The sequence below is a fragment of the Leeuwenhoekiella sp. MAR_2009_132 genome, from assembly GCF_000687915.1.
Taxonomy (GTDB): domain Bacteria; phylum Bacteroidota; class Bacteroidia; order Flavobacteriales; family Flavobacteriaceae; genus Leeuwenhoekiella.
Genome location: NZ_JHZY01000002.1, coordinates 1,264,528 through 1,281,602, shown reverse-complemented (window position 1 = coordinate 1,281,602; position 17,075 = coordinate 1,264,528). Strand labels below are relative to the sequence as shown.

The following is a 17,075-nucleotide window of genomic DNA, read 5'->3' as shown; positions in this document are numbered from 1 at the left end:
TGCTATTTATTTTACCCGCCAATAGCAATCATACTGCGGTTGTTGTTATGTAAATCGGGATTGGTAAGTTGGTCAAAATCGGTCATACCGGCGCGTACTGCTTTTTTCTTATTTAAAGCAGCATCAATTAAATCTTCAAGATTTGCACCAGAACGATATCCAGTTAACAGATTTGTTTCCTCATTTGAGAATAGGCAATTTTTGAGTTTTCCGTCTGCGGTAAGTCGTACCCGGTTGCAACTGTCGCAAAAGGGGTTTGTAACCGAACTGATGATTCCAAAACTTCCTTTAAATCCTTCAATTCTAAAATTACGTGCTGTAAAATTCGTTTCATTTAGTAAGGGTTTTAACGCTTCAACTCCAAAATAATCGGTAACCCGATTTAAAATTTCAGCCTGACTTACGAGTTTATTTTTATTCCACTCATTGCCGTCAAAAGGCATAAACTCGATAAAACGAACATTAATGTTTTGATCTTTAGTGAGTTTTATGAAGTCAGTTATTTCATCTTCATTAAAACCTTTCATCAAAACCGCATTAATTTTTACATTAAAGCCTTCAGCGATGAGTTGGTTAATATTATCATACGCCAGTTTAAACTGATCTCTACGTGTAATAAACTTAAATTTTTCGGCATCAAGACTGTCTAGACTTACATTAATATCTTGTAAACCAAACCGTTTAAAATCATCAATAAAACGGTGGGTGAGCAGCGCATTTGTTGTGATAGAGAGCTTAACATGAAGTTTAGCAAGTTTCTCTAGAATTAAGCTAAAATCTTTGCGTACTAAAGGTTCGCCGCCGGTTAAGCGTATTTTATCTACGCCATTCTTAACAAATATGGTGGCAATAGCTTCAATCTCATCTGCGGTCATTAAATGTGCTCTAGGACTAAGCGCGATGCCGTCGTGAGGCATACAGTAGGTACACCTTAAATTGCATTTTTCACTGAGTGAAATACGCAAATAGTTGTGTTTGCGCTGATGAGAATCGGTTAATAGGTTTGTGACTTTAGTCATTAGCATTGTGTTGAGCGCCTCTTAATATTTTAAAAACGTGTAATAAATGCGGAAAAACAGCATCTATAGACTCTTTAGCGCCATTTGTAGAGCCAGGTAGGGCAAGTATTAGGCAATTGCCTAATGTACCGGCTACGCTGCGCGAAAGCATTGCGTACGGCATACGATCCTGACCATAATTGCGTATGGCTTCTTCAACCCCGGGGATGCGACGTTCTAGAATGGGTTCTAGCGCTTCGGGAGTTACATCGCGCATACTGAGTCCGGTACCACCGGTATAAATTAAAAGATTTACAGTATCAGACAATTCAAAAGCCTTGCTGCGTATGGTTTCCAGATCGTCTGGTATAATCTCGTAACCCTGAATTTGAACATCAAATCCCTGAAGTTTTTCTATAATAGCTTTACCCGCCAGATCTTCTTTTTTTCCTTCGGAAATAGAATCAGAGCATACGATGATATGCGCACTCAATCTCGACGGATTCTGATCTTTAAAACTGCTTTTACCGCCTTTTTTGTTGACTAATTTAACATTGTTAATCTCAATACCTTTGTCTATAGGTTTAAGCATATCATACATGGTCAATGCAATCACCGAAGCTCCATGCATCGCCTCAACTTCAACGCCGGTTTTGTAAACCGTTTTTACGGTAATTGCTATATGAACTGAAAGACCATCTATCGTGTACTCTACAGCCGTATATTCAATAGGTAACGGGTGACAATCTGGTATTGTGGTATGTGTGTTTTTTACAGCAAATAGTCCTGCTGTTTTTGCCATTTCAAAAACGTTTCCTTTGGGTACGGTGTTTTTTTGCAAAGCCTCAATAGTTTCGGGCTTACTCACGGTAACCGTCGCCTGAGCTGTTGCTGTACGTAAGGTTGTTATTTTATGTGTTATATCTACCATATTTAGTATAGGTATTACTTGTATTTATTTAAGACTGAAACCGCCTAACTTAGATTTAAAACTCAATTAACTATTCACTTTCCACTGATGGCTGTTATCTTCAAAAATCTCTTTTCCAAAAATAGGAGTGCGGTCTTTTACCTGATTAACAATCCATTCTGTAGCGGCATAAACTTCTTTTCTGCGCTTAGCCGAAACAAATACAAAAAAGCAAACTTCGCCAACTTTAATCGTGCCCAAACTGTGGTAAATATGCATACATATTAAATCGAATTTCTCAAAAGCCTCTTCGCGTATTTCATTTAATTTCTCATTAGCTAACTCCTCATAGCAGGTATATTCAATAGCTGTTACCACTTTAGAATCAACTTCATCTGCACGTACCTGACCTAAAAATATATTGTGAGCACCTATGCTTGTTTTACTTTGATGTTTTGCGATAGAGGTTCCTATAAATTCGCTGCTTATGGGGCCTTCTATAAATACTTTTTTCATTGATATTTTATTTAAATACTACGATTTGTTCGATTTTTTTTAGATCCTCAGCTCCTTCCTCGATTGCACAACTATTTACAAAACCCATATTTTTTAATAGTTCTGCCGCAAGTTGAGCACGTTTGCCACTTTGACAAAACAGATAGTAAGTACCTGTCTTATCAAGTTCTTCAGATTGTTTTTCCAATTTAAAAAGTGGTATTTCTTTTAAATTCTGAAAATCTAACCTAGGTTGTTCATTGAATTCACGAACATCTATAAAAACGCTGCTTTTAAGCATTTCGCTATTGAAGGATACTGTTTTACTTTTAGTTTTTAGATGTGTTTTTTGGTAAAATGAATGCGTTATCGCTATGGTTTCATTTTTTGTAAACTGAAACTTTTGCTGACTTGCGGTAAGCGTATTGTAAATAAGTAATTCTCCAGAAAGTACATCACCAATTTCTAAAATCATTTTCATCACTTCCTGCGCCTGTAGCATACCTATAACACCTACGCTGGTTCCTAAAACACCAGCTTCTGCACAACTAGGTACTTCAGTAGCTTTAGGAAACAAACAGCGATATGTAGGTCCGTTTTTATAATTAAATACAGAAATCTGACCTTCAAAGCGATGAATGCTGCCGTACACGAAAGGCTTACCGGTTAATACAGCTGCGTCATTAATTAAATACCTAACGTCAATTCGGTCTGTAGCATCAACAATTATATCGTAATTCTTAAATAATGAAACTGCATTTGAACCATTTAAATATTCAGAATACGTAATGATTTGAGCATCGGGTTGCTGCTTTTTTAAAAAGGCTTTAGCCACATCTACTTTAAATTTCCCTACAGCATCTGGCGTATACAAAATTTGCCGGTGCAGATTACTTTCTTCAATACGATCGCCATCTACCATACCTAAAGTACCAATGCCGGAAGCTGTTAGGTAGGGCAGAAGGGCACAGCCCAAACCACCGGCTCCGATAACAAGTACACTGGCATTCGCCAGTTTTTGCTGACCGCTTCTTCCTATTTGAGGTAAAATTAATTGACGTTGATATTTGCTCATAAGTATTAATTAACCTCCTGCAAAAGGAGGAAGTAAAGCGACTACATCACCTTCATTTAAGCTAACGGCTTCATCAGCATCAATTAATTTTTGATTAACCGCTAATTGAAATGGTATATGACTAATTGCATGAGTTTCCTTTAGATGTTTTAAAAGCTGTGCCGAATCTTTAAATGAGGTAGTTTGGGTTTCCTCAGGAGCGCCTATAACGTCAACGAGTTGGCCAAAATATTTAAGCGTGATTTTCATAATATTTTAAACTGTTTTCGAGTTCTGCCAAAGCTTCGGGTGTATTAATATTCACAAGTGACCGAGCATTTGCAATGGCTATTTGTTTATACTTATGATCTTTTATAAAATCAGTGAGTTTCAATTTATTTTCTTGAAGAGCCTGTTCTATATCTGGTAATAGTGTTCTAGAATAAATTCCTATTAAAGGATGCCATCTACCTTCTGCAGATGCAAACGTTATCTCATAATTTGTAAAATCGCTGCTTAAAAGTGTTTGTAAAGTTTCCATAGAAAGTAGCGGAATATCACAACTCAGAATTAAAATTTGAGCAGCATCTGTATGTTTAAGTGCTGCATATATCCCTCCTAAAGGACCTTTTTCTTTATATATATCGGGCATCGTAGGAATACCTAAATAGGTATATGAAGGATTTTCTGTTACTAGAAAAATAGATAATTTTATTTTTTGTAATGTATTGATTATGTGTTCAACAAAGGTCTTGTCTTGAAGTTCTACTAAACCTTTTTCAGATAACATTCGGGTGCTTTTTCCACCACAAAGAATGTATGCCGGTATGTGGTTGAGTGACTTCATAAACTAAGTTTTGACTATTATTGATTTAACGCCTTAAATTGATCATTTAAAAAATGCTCACAAGCAGTGTTTAAAGTTTCAAATTGCTCAATCATTTGTTTTCCGTAGGTAGTCAATGTGGTTCCTCCACCGTCTTTACCTCCAGTATTTGTAATTACTAGTGGCTGTCTAGAATTTGCATTCATAGTATTTATAAGCTTCCAGGCTTTTTTATACGACATATTTATTTCTTTTGCAGCAGCACTTATTGAATGTGTTTCAGCTACTTTTTTAAGTAATTCAACACGCCCATAACCTAGAAAGACTTCACCTTCCTGTTCGATCCAAATACGACTTTTAATAGCTCTCATAATTAAAAATTAAGATCTATATACGTCACAGCATCACCGGCATTTAACTGTTCTGTATCTTCCGGAATCAGTAAGAGTGCATTACTCAATGCATACGTGTTTAACATTGAGCTTGCCTGCCCTGTAAAGGGTGTAATCGTATTACCATTAACTCCTGCTTTTAGAAAGAGGGTTTTACCGTGAATATTTGTTATGGTTTCACTCAATATTGCCGAACGCTTATTTAATAACGGATTTATACTACCCATTCTTGATCTTAAATGCGGAAGCACATAAGCATAAAAACAGGTTAAACTTGAAGCCGGATTACCCGGCAACCCAAAAACTGATTTATCGTCTTTTATACCAAACCACAAAGGTTTTCCGGGTTTTTGATTCACTTTATAAAAGTGTTCCTCAATTCCATTATCCTGAAATGCCTGCTGAACAAAATCAAAATCACCAACAGATATTCCGCCAGAAACGATTAAAACATCTGCATTTTCTAACGCTTGATGTACAGCTTTAGAAGTTGCATCAAGTGTATCTTCAGCTTTTAATAATTGAATATTTAAAATACCCAGACGCTTTAAGGCATTCTGCAACATAATGCCATTACTTTCATAAATATGATTGGGTTTTAGCGGTGTACCGCGCTCTTGCAGTTCGTTACCTGTGGTTATGATGCAAACCTTCGGTTTAGCATACACTTTAACTTCAGTTAAACCTAAACCTGCCATAAAACCAATAGAGGCTTCATTTATCTGATGCCCGCGATCTAAAACTTGAGTTCCTGCCGTTAATTGCTCGCCAATAGGACGAACGTTAGCTTTAGGTAGGGGTAGCTTTTCAATAATTAAAGTATCACCTTCTCGGGTTGTGTGCTCTTGAATAACAACCGTATCTGCAGTTTCAGGAACCGGAGCACCCGTAAAAATACGTACAGCTTCTCCAGGTTTTAAATGAGGTGTGGATAAATCTCCTGCTTGTATTTGACCGGTTACTTTTAAGCGGGTTTCATTAGTATGTATAAACGCATAACCGTCCATCGCAGATTGTCTAAAAGATGGAAGCGATAAGGGAGCCTGGCAATTTTCAGCCAAATTATACCCTAAACTATCTTCTAATTTTAGAGATATTACCGGCAGTTTTTCTGCATTTTTTAAAACAAATTCTTGAGCCTCTAAAACCGATATCATAAGTTAAGCGTTATGTCCTAGCGAATATAACGATAGTTGCTTGTTTTCTCTGGTACAATGGGTGAGGTTTAACAGCATTTTGACGTTTGTACAGTAGATATTGATCAGTCTTAAAAAATTTAAAAGGTTCTGATACAAACTCATTATAGATCTTTTCATTTTAATCTTGAATTGTGGTAATATCTCTTCTGTTTTTAGTTTTTTCTTAATACTTCGGGCTTTAAATATTGTTTAAATTGAACAGGCAAAGTAGCTGTGTTACGGTAATGCCACATTTTTTGCACTTCAGTAGTTTATATAAAAGATCTCAAGTGAATTAGCTTTAGATTGCTATTGCCACATTAATTAAAAAAATCAATTAAAATGTCTCAGTCTTTTAAACGCAACGTGTCTTTAACGGGTGCAGAGGAGTTTACCAATATTAAATTAGGAGAACCTGTACGCGATGCGGCGGGTATGTTAGGAGTTAAAGAAGCACTTAAACATGGCTTTAAAGAAATGGGTGTTTTACGCTCTATGGGTGCATTATTAAAGATGAACCAGAAAGACGGTTTTGATTGTCCCAGTTGTGCCTGGCCAGATCCCGAACAGCGATCTCCTGTTGCAGAATATTGTGAAAACGGAGCAAAAGCACTGGCAGATGAGGCGACTACGGATAAAATAGGAGCAGACATGTTTAAAAAATGGTCTGTTGAAGAACTGTCACATTTATCAGATTATGAGCTCAATAAATTTGGTCGTCTCGTAGAACCATTGGTTTTAAGACCGGGAAGTTTACATTATGAACCCATAAGCTGGGATGCTGCATATGCGCTTATTGCTGAAGAGTTGAAAAAGCTTAATGATCCTAACGAAGCCATATTTTATACATCAGGGAGATCTAGTAATGAAGCTGCATTTTTATATGGAACCTTTGCACGTGCTTTTGGCACTAATAATATGCCAGATTGCTCAAATATGTGTCACGAGTCGAGTGGTGTTGCCTTAGGTGAAACTCTTGGCATAGGAAAAGGCTCAACGGTTCTTGAAGATTTATATGAGGCTGAAGTTATAATTATAGCAGGGCAGAACCCGGGTACAAATCACCCCAGAATGATGTCTGCACTAGAGAAGTGCAAGAATAACGGCGGAAAAATTATTAGTATCAATCCACTGGAAGAATCTGGTTTGGTAAATTTTAAAAATCCGCAGCATTTAAGCGGTGTTATAGGGAGTGGTGTAGATATGGCAAATGTGCATTTGCCGGTAAACATCAATCAGGATATTCCGCTTATAAAATTGATTCTAAAGAAACTTGCAATATTAGATTCAGTAGATAAAACTGTTTTTGATCACGTTTTTATTGAAAAGTATACCAGTGGTTATGACGCGCTTATTGCAGATTTAATGTCTTACGATGAGAAAGATTTACTATCGAGAACCGGCGTAGATGAGTCTGCAATTAATAAAACTGTGGCGTTATTGCGCCATTCTACAAAAATTATTGTGTGTTGGGCAATGGGGCTTACGCAGCATAAAAACGGTGTAGAAAACATACGCGAGTTTGTAAATCTGTTACTTTTAAAAGGAGCATTAGGCAAACCGGGTGCAGGTACCTGTCCTGTACGTGGTCATAGTAATGTACAGGGTGATCGTAGTGTAGGAATTCAGCATTTTGTAGATAAGGATATGAATGCGCGTATTGAAAAATATATGCACTTTACACCACCAGCAGAGCGAGGTCTTGATACTGTTGAGTCTATGCAGGCAATGCATGATGGTAAAGCAAAAGCTTTTTTCTGTCTAGGCGGAAACTTTCTAATGGCTGCCTCTGACACAAAATATACCGCCGAAGCTTTACAGAACTGCGATCTTACCGTACAAATAAGTACTAAACTAAATCGAACACATTTGGTTACCGGTAAAACAGGTCTTATACTACCCACATTGGGAAGGTCTGAAAAAGACGAACAAAATGGCCAGCGCCGATATTTTACGGTAGAAAATAGTATGGGTAAAATAAGTCAGTCTAAAGGGATTTTGAAACCGGCTTCAGACAATGTGCGTTCAGAACCGCAGATAATTGCTGAGATGGCAGATGCCTATTTTGATTCGCATCCCTTAGACTGGAAGCTAATGGGGGAGGATTATGAGATTATTAGAAACTACATAGATCTTGTTGCAAAAGGTTTTGAAAAAACAGCAGAACAATCTAAAGGTCACGGCTATTACTTGCCAAATAATGTACGTAATCTTGATTTTAGCATGTTGCCCGGTGGTAAAGCCCAGATAACGGTTAATAAATTACCTGAGCATACGCTTGAAGCAGATGAATTTATGATGATGACTATACGGTCGCACGATCAGTTTAATACTACTATTTATGGTTTGGATGATAGATATCGGGGAGTTTATAATGAACGGAGAGTAGTCTTTATGAATCCGAAAGACATGGAATTAAAAGGATTAAAAAAGTTAGATGTTGTAGATCTTACCAGTACCTATGATGGTATAGTACGAGAAGCACATAAATTTTTGATGATACCTTATAATATTCCGCAGGGTAATGTGGCTGCCTATTTCCCTGAAACGAATATGCTGGTGCCCTATAATCACTTTGCAGAGCGCAGCAATACGCCTATCAGTAAATCTGTAAGAGTACGCATTTATAAGCGGGAAGTAGAACCTATTGCTAGCTAAGTCTTCTTGTTCTATTTCAAAAATTTAAAAACAAAAAACCATTGAATTTATCAATGGTTTTTTTAATCCCTTAAATTATTAGAAACAGAGTTTAATTCTTTTTACCCATTATAATTTACCGTGTTCTTCTAAATCTTTAATAATACAGGTTAGTTCACCGGGTCGTATAGGTTTTATGATGTAGTCTGAAATTTCACAAAGACCTTTAGCGCGCTCTATATCTACAGGATCTACTGAAGAAGAAACCATATAAATGATAATTTTTTTACTCACTTCTGGCTTTATTTTTATGTACTCTTCCATAAACTGAAAGCCATCCATAATAGGCATATTAACATCTAGAAATATAACGTCTGGAAGCTCCTTTTGCTTATTAAGGTTACTTATCATAAAATCGAGCGCCTCTTCACCGTCTGAAAATGAAATAATTTTCTTAGATAGTTTTAACGACTCAAGAGTTTTTATCATTGTGAATTGATAGATGTCATCATCATCAACTATACAGATATTAAAAGGGTCTCTCATACTTAATTAAAATTGATCGTAAAGGTAGAACCTTCATTCACTTTACTTTTTGCAGCAATAGTACCGCCCATTGCTTCGACCTGGATTTTTGTCATAAACAAACCTACTCCTTTAGCATCTGGATGTCTGTGAAATACTTTATTTAAGCCAAATAATTTATGACCATTACGCATCAAATCTATTCCTAAACCATTGTCTTTAAAACTCAAGATAATCTTTTTATCAATAATTTCTGACTTGATAAAAATTTCGGGTGTTTTGTCTTTGGCTCTATACTTAATGGCATTACTAACCAAATTAAGGAAAATACTTTCTAAATAAACAGTATTATAAGTAATTGTTGCCACCTGTGAGAAATCTGTGATGATGACGATACCCGATTCTAAGATTTCACCACTAAGAATTTCCTGGGTTTTATGCATAACTTCAGAAAACGAAACTTGTTCTACATCTTGAGCGGAATCACTTTTAGTTCTTAATGCCTCTATCAGGGTGTTTAACGTTAACGTAAGATGATTGATAACCTTTTCAAACTTCTCAAATAAAATTTCCTTTTCTTCTTCACTTTCAGATGTATTATAAAATTCTAATAGCGAGTTTAAATTGCTTACCGGGGCTCTTAAATTATGAGATGTAATATGTACAAAATCTGCGAGCTGAGTATTTTGCGCAGTAAGTTTATTAGCCAAAACTTCGAGGTTTTCTTTAGCCTCTAAAATTTTACGTGAGGCTAATTTTTGAGTCGTAATATCCCGAATTGCTGCAGAAACAAGAAGACCTTCTTCAGTTTGTAGTGGACTCAAACTTATTTGAATAGGAATTTCTTTTCCTTCTTTATTTACTCCAAATAAATCTTTACCACTTCCCACACCAAAAGCTTTTACTTTAGGCTTAGCAAAAAAACCATCCCGTAAACCTATATGGGCATTGTTGCCGGTAAAGCGTTGGGGTATAAGTATTTCTACAGGTTTATCGTATAATTCTTCCTGTGTATATTTAAACAGCTTTTCTGCCTGTTTATTTATAAGTTGTATGCGTCCCTTTTCATTAACTATAACCATTGCATCAGGAGCAGACTCTAACAGGCCCCTAAATTTATTCTCTGCCATTTTAGGAGCCGTAATATCCTGACATGTCCCTACCATTTCTGTAACATTACCTTGATGATTTGCAGCGATTACTCCTAAAAGTTGAATTATTTTTATCGTGCCATCGTTTAAAATAATGCGATGTATCACCTTATTAAAGGCGAGACCACCTAAAGATTCAGAAATCTTTTGATCTACATTTGCTCGATCTTCGGGGTGTATAAAATCTAAATATGTTTTAATTTCTAAATCTGCAGATCTATCTACATCAAAGATTTTGTACATATTTTTTGACCACTTCAGTTTATTGGTTTTTAAATCCCATTGCCAGTTGCCCATTAAGGTAATTTCTTCGGCGAAGTTTAAGAGCTGATTGTTCCTTAATAATTCATTTTCAGCTAATTTTTGAGCAGTAATATCCCGTATTGCGGCAGAAACCAAAAGACCTTCTTCAGTCTCAAGGGGACCTAAACTTATCTGTATAGGAATTTCTTTACCCGCCTTATTAACCCCAAATAATTCTTTATCATTACCCATACCAAAAGCTTTTACTTTTGGCTTAGCAAAAAAACTATCGCGTAATCCTATATGTGCATTATTGCCGGTAAAACGTTTTGGAATTAAAATTTCTACAGGTTTGTCAAAAATTTCATCAAGAGTATAGCCAAAAAGTTTTTCTGCCTGTTTATTTATAAGTTGAATGCAACCTTTTTCATTTACAATTACCATCGCATCGGGAGCAGATTCTAAAAGGCCTCTAAATTTATTTTCGGCCATTTTTTGCTCTGTTACATCCTGACAGGTACCTATCATTTCTGTAACTATTCCTTTTTCATTTTTAAAAACTTTACCTATAAGTTGTATTGTTTTTGTTTTACCATTTGTTTTAATTCGATGATTAAAATTCTCAAATCCATTATTATTAATTGCGTTCTGAAAATTAGTGGTGACAAGAACTTTATCATCAGGATGTACAAAATTAAGATAGGTATCAAATTTTAAATTTGAAGTGGTATTATCTATTTCAAATATATTAAACAAATTATTAGACCATTTTATCCTATCATTTACAATATCCCATTGCCAGTGTCCTATTTTAGTAATTTCTTCTGCAAAGTTTAATAACTGGTTTTTTCTTATTAATTCGTTTTGAGCTTTTTTTCGTTCTGTGATATCAGAGGATATTCCAAGAAAACCTATTCGTTCTCCGTTATCATTGGTAATTGCTGTAACAGTCAATTCAACAGGTAAGGTTGAGTCATTTTTTCTACGATAAGTCCATTCACGAGTACCTGTAAAATCTAAATTATTTAATAGGTTAGTTGAGTCCTGTTGATAAATAGAATTATCAGGCAATTTGCTCAAATTCTTTTGAAAGCTATCAATCTCGTCTTTGAGGTGAAAGATAACAGGAGAATGAATGCCTATAACTTCTAATGCCGAATAACCTAATAACTCTTCAGCTCCTTTATTAAAGTGATTAATTATCCCATTATTGTCTGTAGAAATAATAGCAACAGAGCCTGAATTTAAAATTGCATTCATTTCAACATTAGCTTTATTTAAAGCCAATTGCGATACTTTCATTTTATTTATATCCTGAAACATTCCTGCCAGGCGTACGCATTTACCATCTACCATTTCGGGCTGACCTATAGAGCGTGCCCATATTGTTTTTCCTGTTGCTGTCTCAATTTCTACTTCTAAATCAAAGGGAATACCATCTTCAACAGCCTCTTTCATGGCTTTTAAAATGAGGTCTCTATTTTTTCCTTCTTTATAAAATTTTATATTAGTCTCTACTTGAGGAATGAAGCCATCAGAAACTTCATGAATTTCATATACAACCTTACTCCAATAAACTTCATTAGTAATGAGATTAACTTCCCAAATTCCTATACGAGCAATCTCATTTGTATTCTCTAATATTTTTTCAATTTTCTTTCGTTCTTCATCATTATTCTTTATATGAGTAATATCGCCGGTGTGCATGATTAAACCGCCAATCTCATTTTCAGAAATATACCAGGGGCGCACATCCCAATAAATCCACTGTACAGAGCCGTCTCCTCGAATAAAAGGAGCTTCATCACAAACATCAATAGCACCATTAAGACACTTTTGATGATTGGCTTTCCAGTCGTCGCCTATTTCAGGAAAAAGGTCATAATGAGAACGGCCTATAATTTGCCTGCCTTCCATTTTATAATCTGCCACCCATTTTTTAGAGACAGATAAGTAACACATATTTTTATCAAGCATTGCAATAGCAATTGGGGCTTGCTCAATAAAGATTTTATTATAGGATTCTCTATTTTCTGACATTTTGTTTTTGCTAACTTTCTTAACCTACAAGTTGTTTAAAATAACTTATTTGCTAGCTGCTAATTATCAATTGTGTATGTTCACAAAAATAACTTAAAATTTAAAACAAGGTTATTTATACGAATTTTTAAAATAATGTATATCTGTTACGTAAATATTTACATAATGGTGTATAAACAATCAAATATTACAAGTATAAAGCGCTTAAAATAGTGCTATTATTTCGTTACAGTATGAAAATATAACTTATAAAATAGGTATAGGGCGTACTTATGATTTAATTCTTATTTGGGTCTAAGTTTATAATCAAAAAAGTCCCTTCAAATTTAATTGAAGGGACTTTTTAAATATCAAAATAGGATACACCTTACTGGCCTGCAGCTGCGATCTCTTCTTCTATTGCTTTGTCAATTCTTCCGGCGAGGTACATGTGATCTGAGGCTGAATTTTTACGTAATACATTCGTCATTAAGCACACGATATATTTAGAACCATTATCAGGATGCTCTACAATAATTACTGAATTCATATAGTTAAAAACATTACCGGCGTAGTCACCACAGGCCCCTTTAGAGCGATCACATTTATAAAAACTTCCACTTTTGAAATATACCGCAGCAGAGTCAAGCGTTTTTGATTGGGCATACCTAATACGACGTTCTGTCTGATACATAATGCGTTTCATTTCTAAGCTAGAAAGTGAATCTACGGCTTTCCCCTGTTCAATATTTACGAGAAACTTCATCAGCCCTTTAGGAGAGCCTATACTACCACCTTGTCTGCTTACATAACGTTCTGCACCGTTAGTAAAGAAACCTCCCAGACGCCACTCATCTTCACTAATTCCTAAATCACGTAAAGGTTGATTCACAACTTCAAATGCTAGATCTGAAATCTCCTTACGACTCGTATCTTTAAACCACTGCATCGCTTCTTCATCGGTAAGGTCAAAATATTTTTCTCCAAAAACTTTAAGTAATAAAGCTTCGCGATACACAACACTCGCAGCACCATTATTGCTTACGGCAACCATATGATCTATCCACTCGTACAGACTAAAAACATCATCTTCACGAGCCGTTCTGCGCGTTAATTTATCTTGCTCAATGTCGTATAGCGGAATGGTATGATGATCGTATACTGCAAATGGACCGCCTTTAACACGCTTATGTTTTAAAAGACTCTCACGAGCACCCCAGTCGTTAGGACATAGTTTTTCTAATTGATCAAACATCGCTAGCAGTATCGCAAGTTTTCCTACACTTCCCGGTTGATAACCTCGTGTTTCATTACGCGCGGCATATTTTAGATTAGTTGTGTCTGTCATATCTAATACCGAAATTGAATAACTGGCATCAAGACCATAAAACAGGCTTGATATTTTTTTCTGCAATGCAGGATCTTCAGTCATATAGGTGATAGCGCTGTCTTTTTTTGAAGTTAATCGTAATTTTATATCAGCTGTAGCTAGATATGCACCTGCTGGAATACGAGTGTACTTCACACTGTCACGTACAATTTTTTGTAGATATGCTAGGCGATCTATCCCGGTACGCTCATACCCGTCAATAGGATAGAAGGAAGGTACTGTAAAGGCGAGTACCAGAGCGAGTACCGGTATTAAAAGGAGTAATTTTTTCATAATTAACTTTTAAAATAGTTATGGGTATTAATTTCTTAACTCAAATTGCTTTTTAGCAAATTAGAGAAGCATTAAATTTATAATTGGGTGTCGAGATCTATAAAGGCTTCTTCATTTGTTTTAGGCGATATCGAATCAAGATACCCGTTGCTTAAGGCATTTTTATTTTCTACAAAAGGACGTATCTGAAACAGCCACAATTTATTATCCTGAAATCCTAATTCTACATCATAAGCCCCTACATAATCTGAACCCGTCTCCTGCGGAGTTTTCGAGCGAATCTCGTTAGCAACTTCACGCAAACTTTCAATATTTTGAGAATTGAGTATAGGGTTTTCAAATGTAGTCATGTACTTTTTTGTAGCTCCGGTTGATGGTAATCGTATATAATCGGGTTGACGCGCAGGAGCTAGAAGGCGATTGTCTTTGTCAGTAACTAAACGGGTTTCTGCCGCCTGGCCATCTACTGCACCACCAGCACCACGACTAAACGCCACCGTTAAATCTTCATCAACACCTTCATTAATTCCTTTAGTGATCATTACACCAGAATAATCAACATCTACACTGGGTATTACTAATATAGAAGGAAATACATTCTCAGGATTAGATAAATAAACCTGTCTCCATTTAAAACTACGTTCGGTATAGGGGGAAGCCCAGACTGATTTTATTCCGTCTAGAATCTTTTGTTCTTCAACCACATTAAACAACGTCAGGTTTAAGCCCGCTCCTGTAAACTCTTTAAGATCTTCCATATTAGTATCGCTACGCAAAAACACCGGAGTTTGACCTATAGGTTTACCAAAGTTCGTTACAAATGAGTTTCGCAATTCGGTGATAAAAGAGGGTTTCAATTTCATTTCTGCAATAGCGGTGCGTAGCGTTGCCAATTGTTTTAGCTGAAAAGCTTCAACCTGACTTTCTGAAGTGCCTGCAGTTCGTTGTTTTTCTGCGGAAGCAAACATATCGGTAAGAAACTCCCAGTAGCTTACACTTTGACCCGGCATTGGCAAATCCATATGATCTCTAAAAATCCCAAATGGAATTACCAGACCTTCAACCACATGCTCGGGAAACATTTTTTTAAGTTCTCCTAAATTTGCTGCTTTTGGTCCTGCTAACTTTCCGCTTGCAGAAGCGTCAATGTCGCGCATATTGAGTATATTCTTGAGATCAAGTCTAATTTTTTCAACAGGCACGGCAATTTTAGTCTGCTTACGCTCTTCTTGAGAGAAAAGTTGCTTTTCTTCCTTAGACATATCTTCAGCAAGTTTTAAAATCACAGTTCCTTTATTAGAAACGGCATAAAAAACTTCTTTACCATTAAATTCTTGCAATGCCTCTAGATTAGAATCTATAAGTGCTGCGTTAGGAATACCCAGATTACGTGCAAGTAATTGTACGTGTGAAACCAGATTTCCTTCATCTACAGTGGCAATACCTGCAACCGGTTTAAGATCTGATGGTGGTCTTTTAAAAATGTATATTTTTTTACTAGAAACTTCTACAGCATCCGGGTTACCGGGTACAACGACAAGTTCGCCCATTGCATAACCGGGATTTAAACCGTGAATAGCGCTTTGGTTTTCAATGCGCATTACTTTGTTCTCCAGATTAGATTTTTGAGAGACTAAATCTCCCAATTCGCTTACTGCTTTACCTAAAGGTAGCGCAATAGAAGAACGCACGCGATCGTCTATAAAACCTGCTGCCAGTGGCTCAAATGCGGTATATTTTTCTACATCACTATCATAGGTTGCTTTTACCATTGCGGCGCTCCACTGTACGACATTGCGGCTTGTGTTAAGCATAGTATTCAATTCAGCCAGTGAAACATTTGTATATTTTATGGGCGCTAATGTTGCGGCAATTTCTTCCCATTCCCATACTTCAGTTAGGCCTGTTCCCGCAGTTGCATAAGATAAATGATATATTTTGTCTAGTAGACCACGTAAATCTTTAGGCTCCCAAGATGGCGCTTTCTTAAGAAGCATTTCTTCTAATTTTAAAGAAATGTCTAAAATGGTTAGACGGTCTTCTGATCTTTTAATCTGAGTAATTTGCGTACGTATGTTGCACAATAAATCACTTATTTCAGGAATTACTTTTTCTGCAGGAGTATCGTTTGTTATTGTTGTAGTAAATTGTAACAATTGCTTCTTTACTTCGGGCTCACTTTTTAAGCTCGAGATTTGATTTTTTAAACTCTGTAAATTGATAGGAGCATAGTACTCATTAAGTGTAACAAGCAAATTATCAAACTCTGTGTTAATCTTAGGTGATAGCTGATCTTGATATTTTTGCTGAAATTGTTGTACTAATGCAATATCACTTACATCTGGCTGGCCGTGTATTTTTACGCGGGCATCCATAAACTTGGGAAATAACTCTGCGATAACTTTAGATTCACTACGCATACGCTGTGCGATATTATCATCACCTGAGTGTGGTATATCTTTTAAAGATTGGCGTATGAGATAATAGTTAGCTTCAACAGCATCATCCTGCTTTAATAAATTTTTATAAAAATCTATTCCCCAGGCTTCTTCATCTTCAGATTGTATTGCACCGCGATAGTATTGAGCTCTTTGTAAAATCCACCCATCATCAACACTTTGTAAATATTTACCCAGTTGATATTGTTTTAAACGACTGTGATTATTTGAAGCATCCCAAAACTTTTTAGGGTCTGCGGCTGCGAGAATTTCAGCAAAATACAGTTGATTGCGTTCTGCTAGGTTTTTAGTGATTTCTTTATAACTGGCGTGCTGCACCCCATCTACACCATCAGGACACGGGTCTTTAGGTTCGCGCATTGTGCCATCTTCACAGAACCAGCGTATACGCAAATAAGGACCTCTGGCGTCATTTTTAAATTCACTAATTGTCTTTTCTATACTGGCGGTAGAATATTCTTGTGCGCTTGTTGTAATTGCTGTTAATAGCGATAAAACAAGAGCAAAACGTAAGATTTTTTGCAT

13 protein-coding genes are annotated in these 17,075 nt (G+C 36.2%); 1 reads left to right on the top strand and 12 read right to left on the bottom strand.

The features are described from left to right. Nucleotides 1-11 precede the first annotated feature (11 nt). The 8 genes from moaA to glp all read right to left on the bottom strand — a co-directional run bounded on the left by moaA (nucleotide 12) and on the right by glp (nucleotide 5,832). Entirely contained in the window at nucleotides 12-1,019 is a 1,008-nt protein-coding gene (gene moaA / locus P164_RS05610) for a GTP 3',8-cyclase MoaA (protein WP_028375467.1), read from the bottom strand. Beyond that, on the bottom strand, nucleotides 1,012-1,929 hold the full coding sequence (gene moaCB, locus P164_RS05605; RefSeq protein ID WP_028375466.1) for a bifunctional molybdenum cofactor biosynthesis protein MoaC/MoaB: 918 nt from the start codon (nucleotides 1,927-1,929) through the stop codon (nucleotides 1,012-1,014). Before moaCB ends, moaA begins: the two co-directional genes overlap by 8 nt. A gap of 66 nt (nucleotides 1,930-1,995) precedes the next feature. After that, entirely contained in the window at nucleotides 1,996-2,424 is a 429-nt protein-coding gene (locus P164_RS05600) for a molybdenum cofactor biosynthesis protein MoaE (RefSeq protein ID WP_028375465.1), read from the bottom strand. Between the two features lie 7 nt (nucleotides 2,425-2,431). Next, entirely contained in the window at nucleotides 2,432-3,478 is a 1,047-nt protein-coding gene (locus tag P164_RS05595) for a HesA/MoeB/ThiF family protein (RefSeq protein WP_028375464.1), read from the bottom strand. 9 nt (nucleotides 3,479-3,487) lie between these two features. Continuing rightward, entirely contained in the window at nucleotides 3,488-3,727 is a 240-nt protein-coding gene (locus P164_RS05590; protein WP_028375463.1) for a MoaD/ThiS family protein, read from the bottom strand. Beyond that, nucleotides 3,711-4,304: a molybdenum cofactor guanylyltransferase gene (locus P164_RS05585; RefSeq protein WP_028375462.1), complete on the bottom strand. Its 594-nt coding sequence runs from the start codon at nucleotides 4,302-4,304 to the stop codon at nucleotides 3,711-3,713. Before P164_RS05585 ends, P164_RS05590 begins: the two co-directional genes overlap by 17 nt. Nucleotides 4,305-4,321: 17 nt before the next feature. Next, a complete protein-coding gene (locus P164_RS05580) occupies nucleotides 4,322-4,654 on the bottom strand; it encodes a winged helix-turn-helix domain-containing protein (protein ID WP_028375461.1) in 333 nt (110 codons plus the stop codon). A gap of 2 nt (nucleotides 4,655-4,656) precedes the next feature. Continuing rightward, nucleotides 4,657-5,832: a gephyrin-like molybdotransferase Glp gene (gene glp, locus P164_RS05575; RefSeq protein WP_028375460.1), complete on the bottom strand. Its 1,176-nt coding sequence runs from the start codon at nucleotides 5,830-5,832 to the stop codon at nucleotides 4,657-4,659. Nucleotides 5,833-6,195: 363 nt separating this feature from the next. On the opposite strand from glp, the gene P164_RS05570 reads away from it, so the two are divergent. Continuing rightward, nucleotides 6,196-8,511, top strand: coding sequence for an FdhF/YdeP family oxidoreductase (locus P164_RS05570; RefSeq protein ID WP_028375459.1), 2,316 nt, complete (start codon nucleotides 6,196-6,198; stop codon nucleotides 8,509-8,511). A gap of 108 nt (nucleotides 8,512-8,619) precedes the next feature. On the opposite strand, the gene P164_RS05565 is transcribed toward P164_RS05570, so the two are convergent. The 4 genes from P164_RS05565 to P164_RS05550 form a co-directional block, all read right to left on the bottom strand. Next, the gene (locus P164_RS05565; RefSeq protein ID WP_028375458.1) at nucleotides 8,620-9,036 is read right to left on the bottom strand and encodes a response regulator; all 417 of its coding nucleotides are present in this window, start codon (nucleotides 9,034-9,036) and stop codon (nucleotides 8,620-8,622) included. Between the two features lie 2 nt (nucleotides 9,037-9,038). Beyond that, entirely contained in the window at nucleotides 9,039-12,449 is a 3,411-nt protein-coding gene (locus P164_RS05560; protein WP_028375457.1) for a PAS domain S-box protein, read from the bottom strand. Nucleotides 12,450-12,816: 367 nt separating this feature from the next. Further along, nucleotides 12,817-14,091: a serine hydrolase gene (locus tag P164_RS05555; protein WP_028375456.1), complete on the bottom strand. Its 1,275-nt coding sequence runs from the start codon at nucleotides 14,089-14,091 to the stop codon at nucleotides 12,817-12,819. Nucleotides 14,092-14,168: 77 nt separating this feature from the next. Beyond that, nucleotides 14,169-17,075: a PEP/pyruvate-binding domain-containing protein gene (locus P164_RS05550; RefSeq protein ID WP_028375455.1), complete on the bottom strand. Its 2,907-nt coding sequence runs from the start codon at nucleotides 17,073-17,075 to the stop codon at nucleotides 14,169-14,171.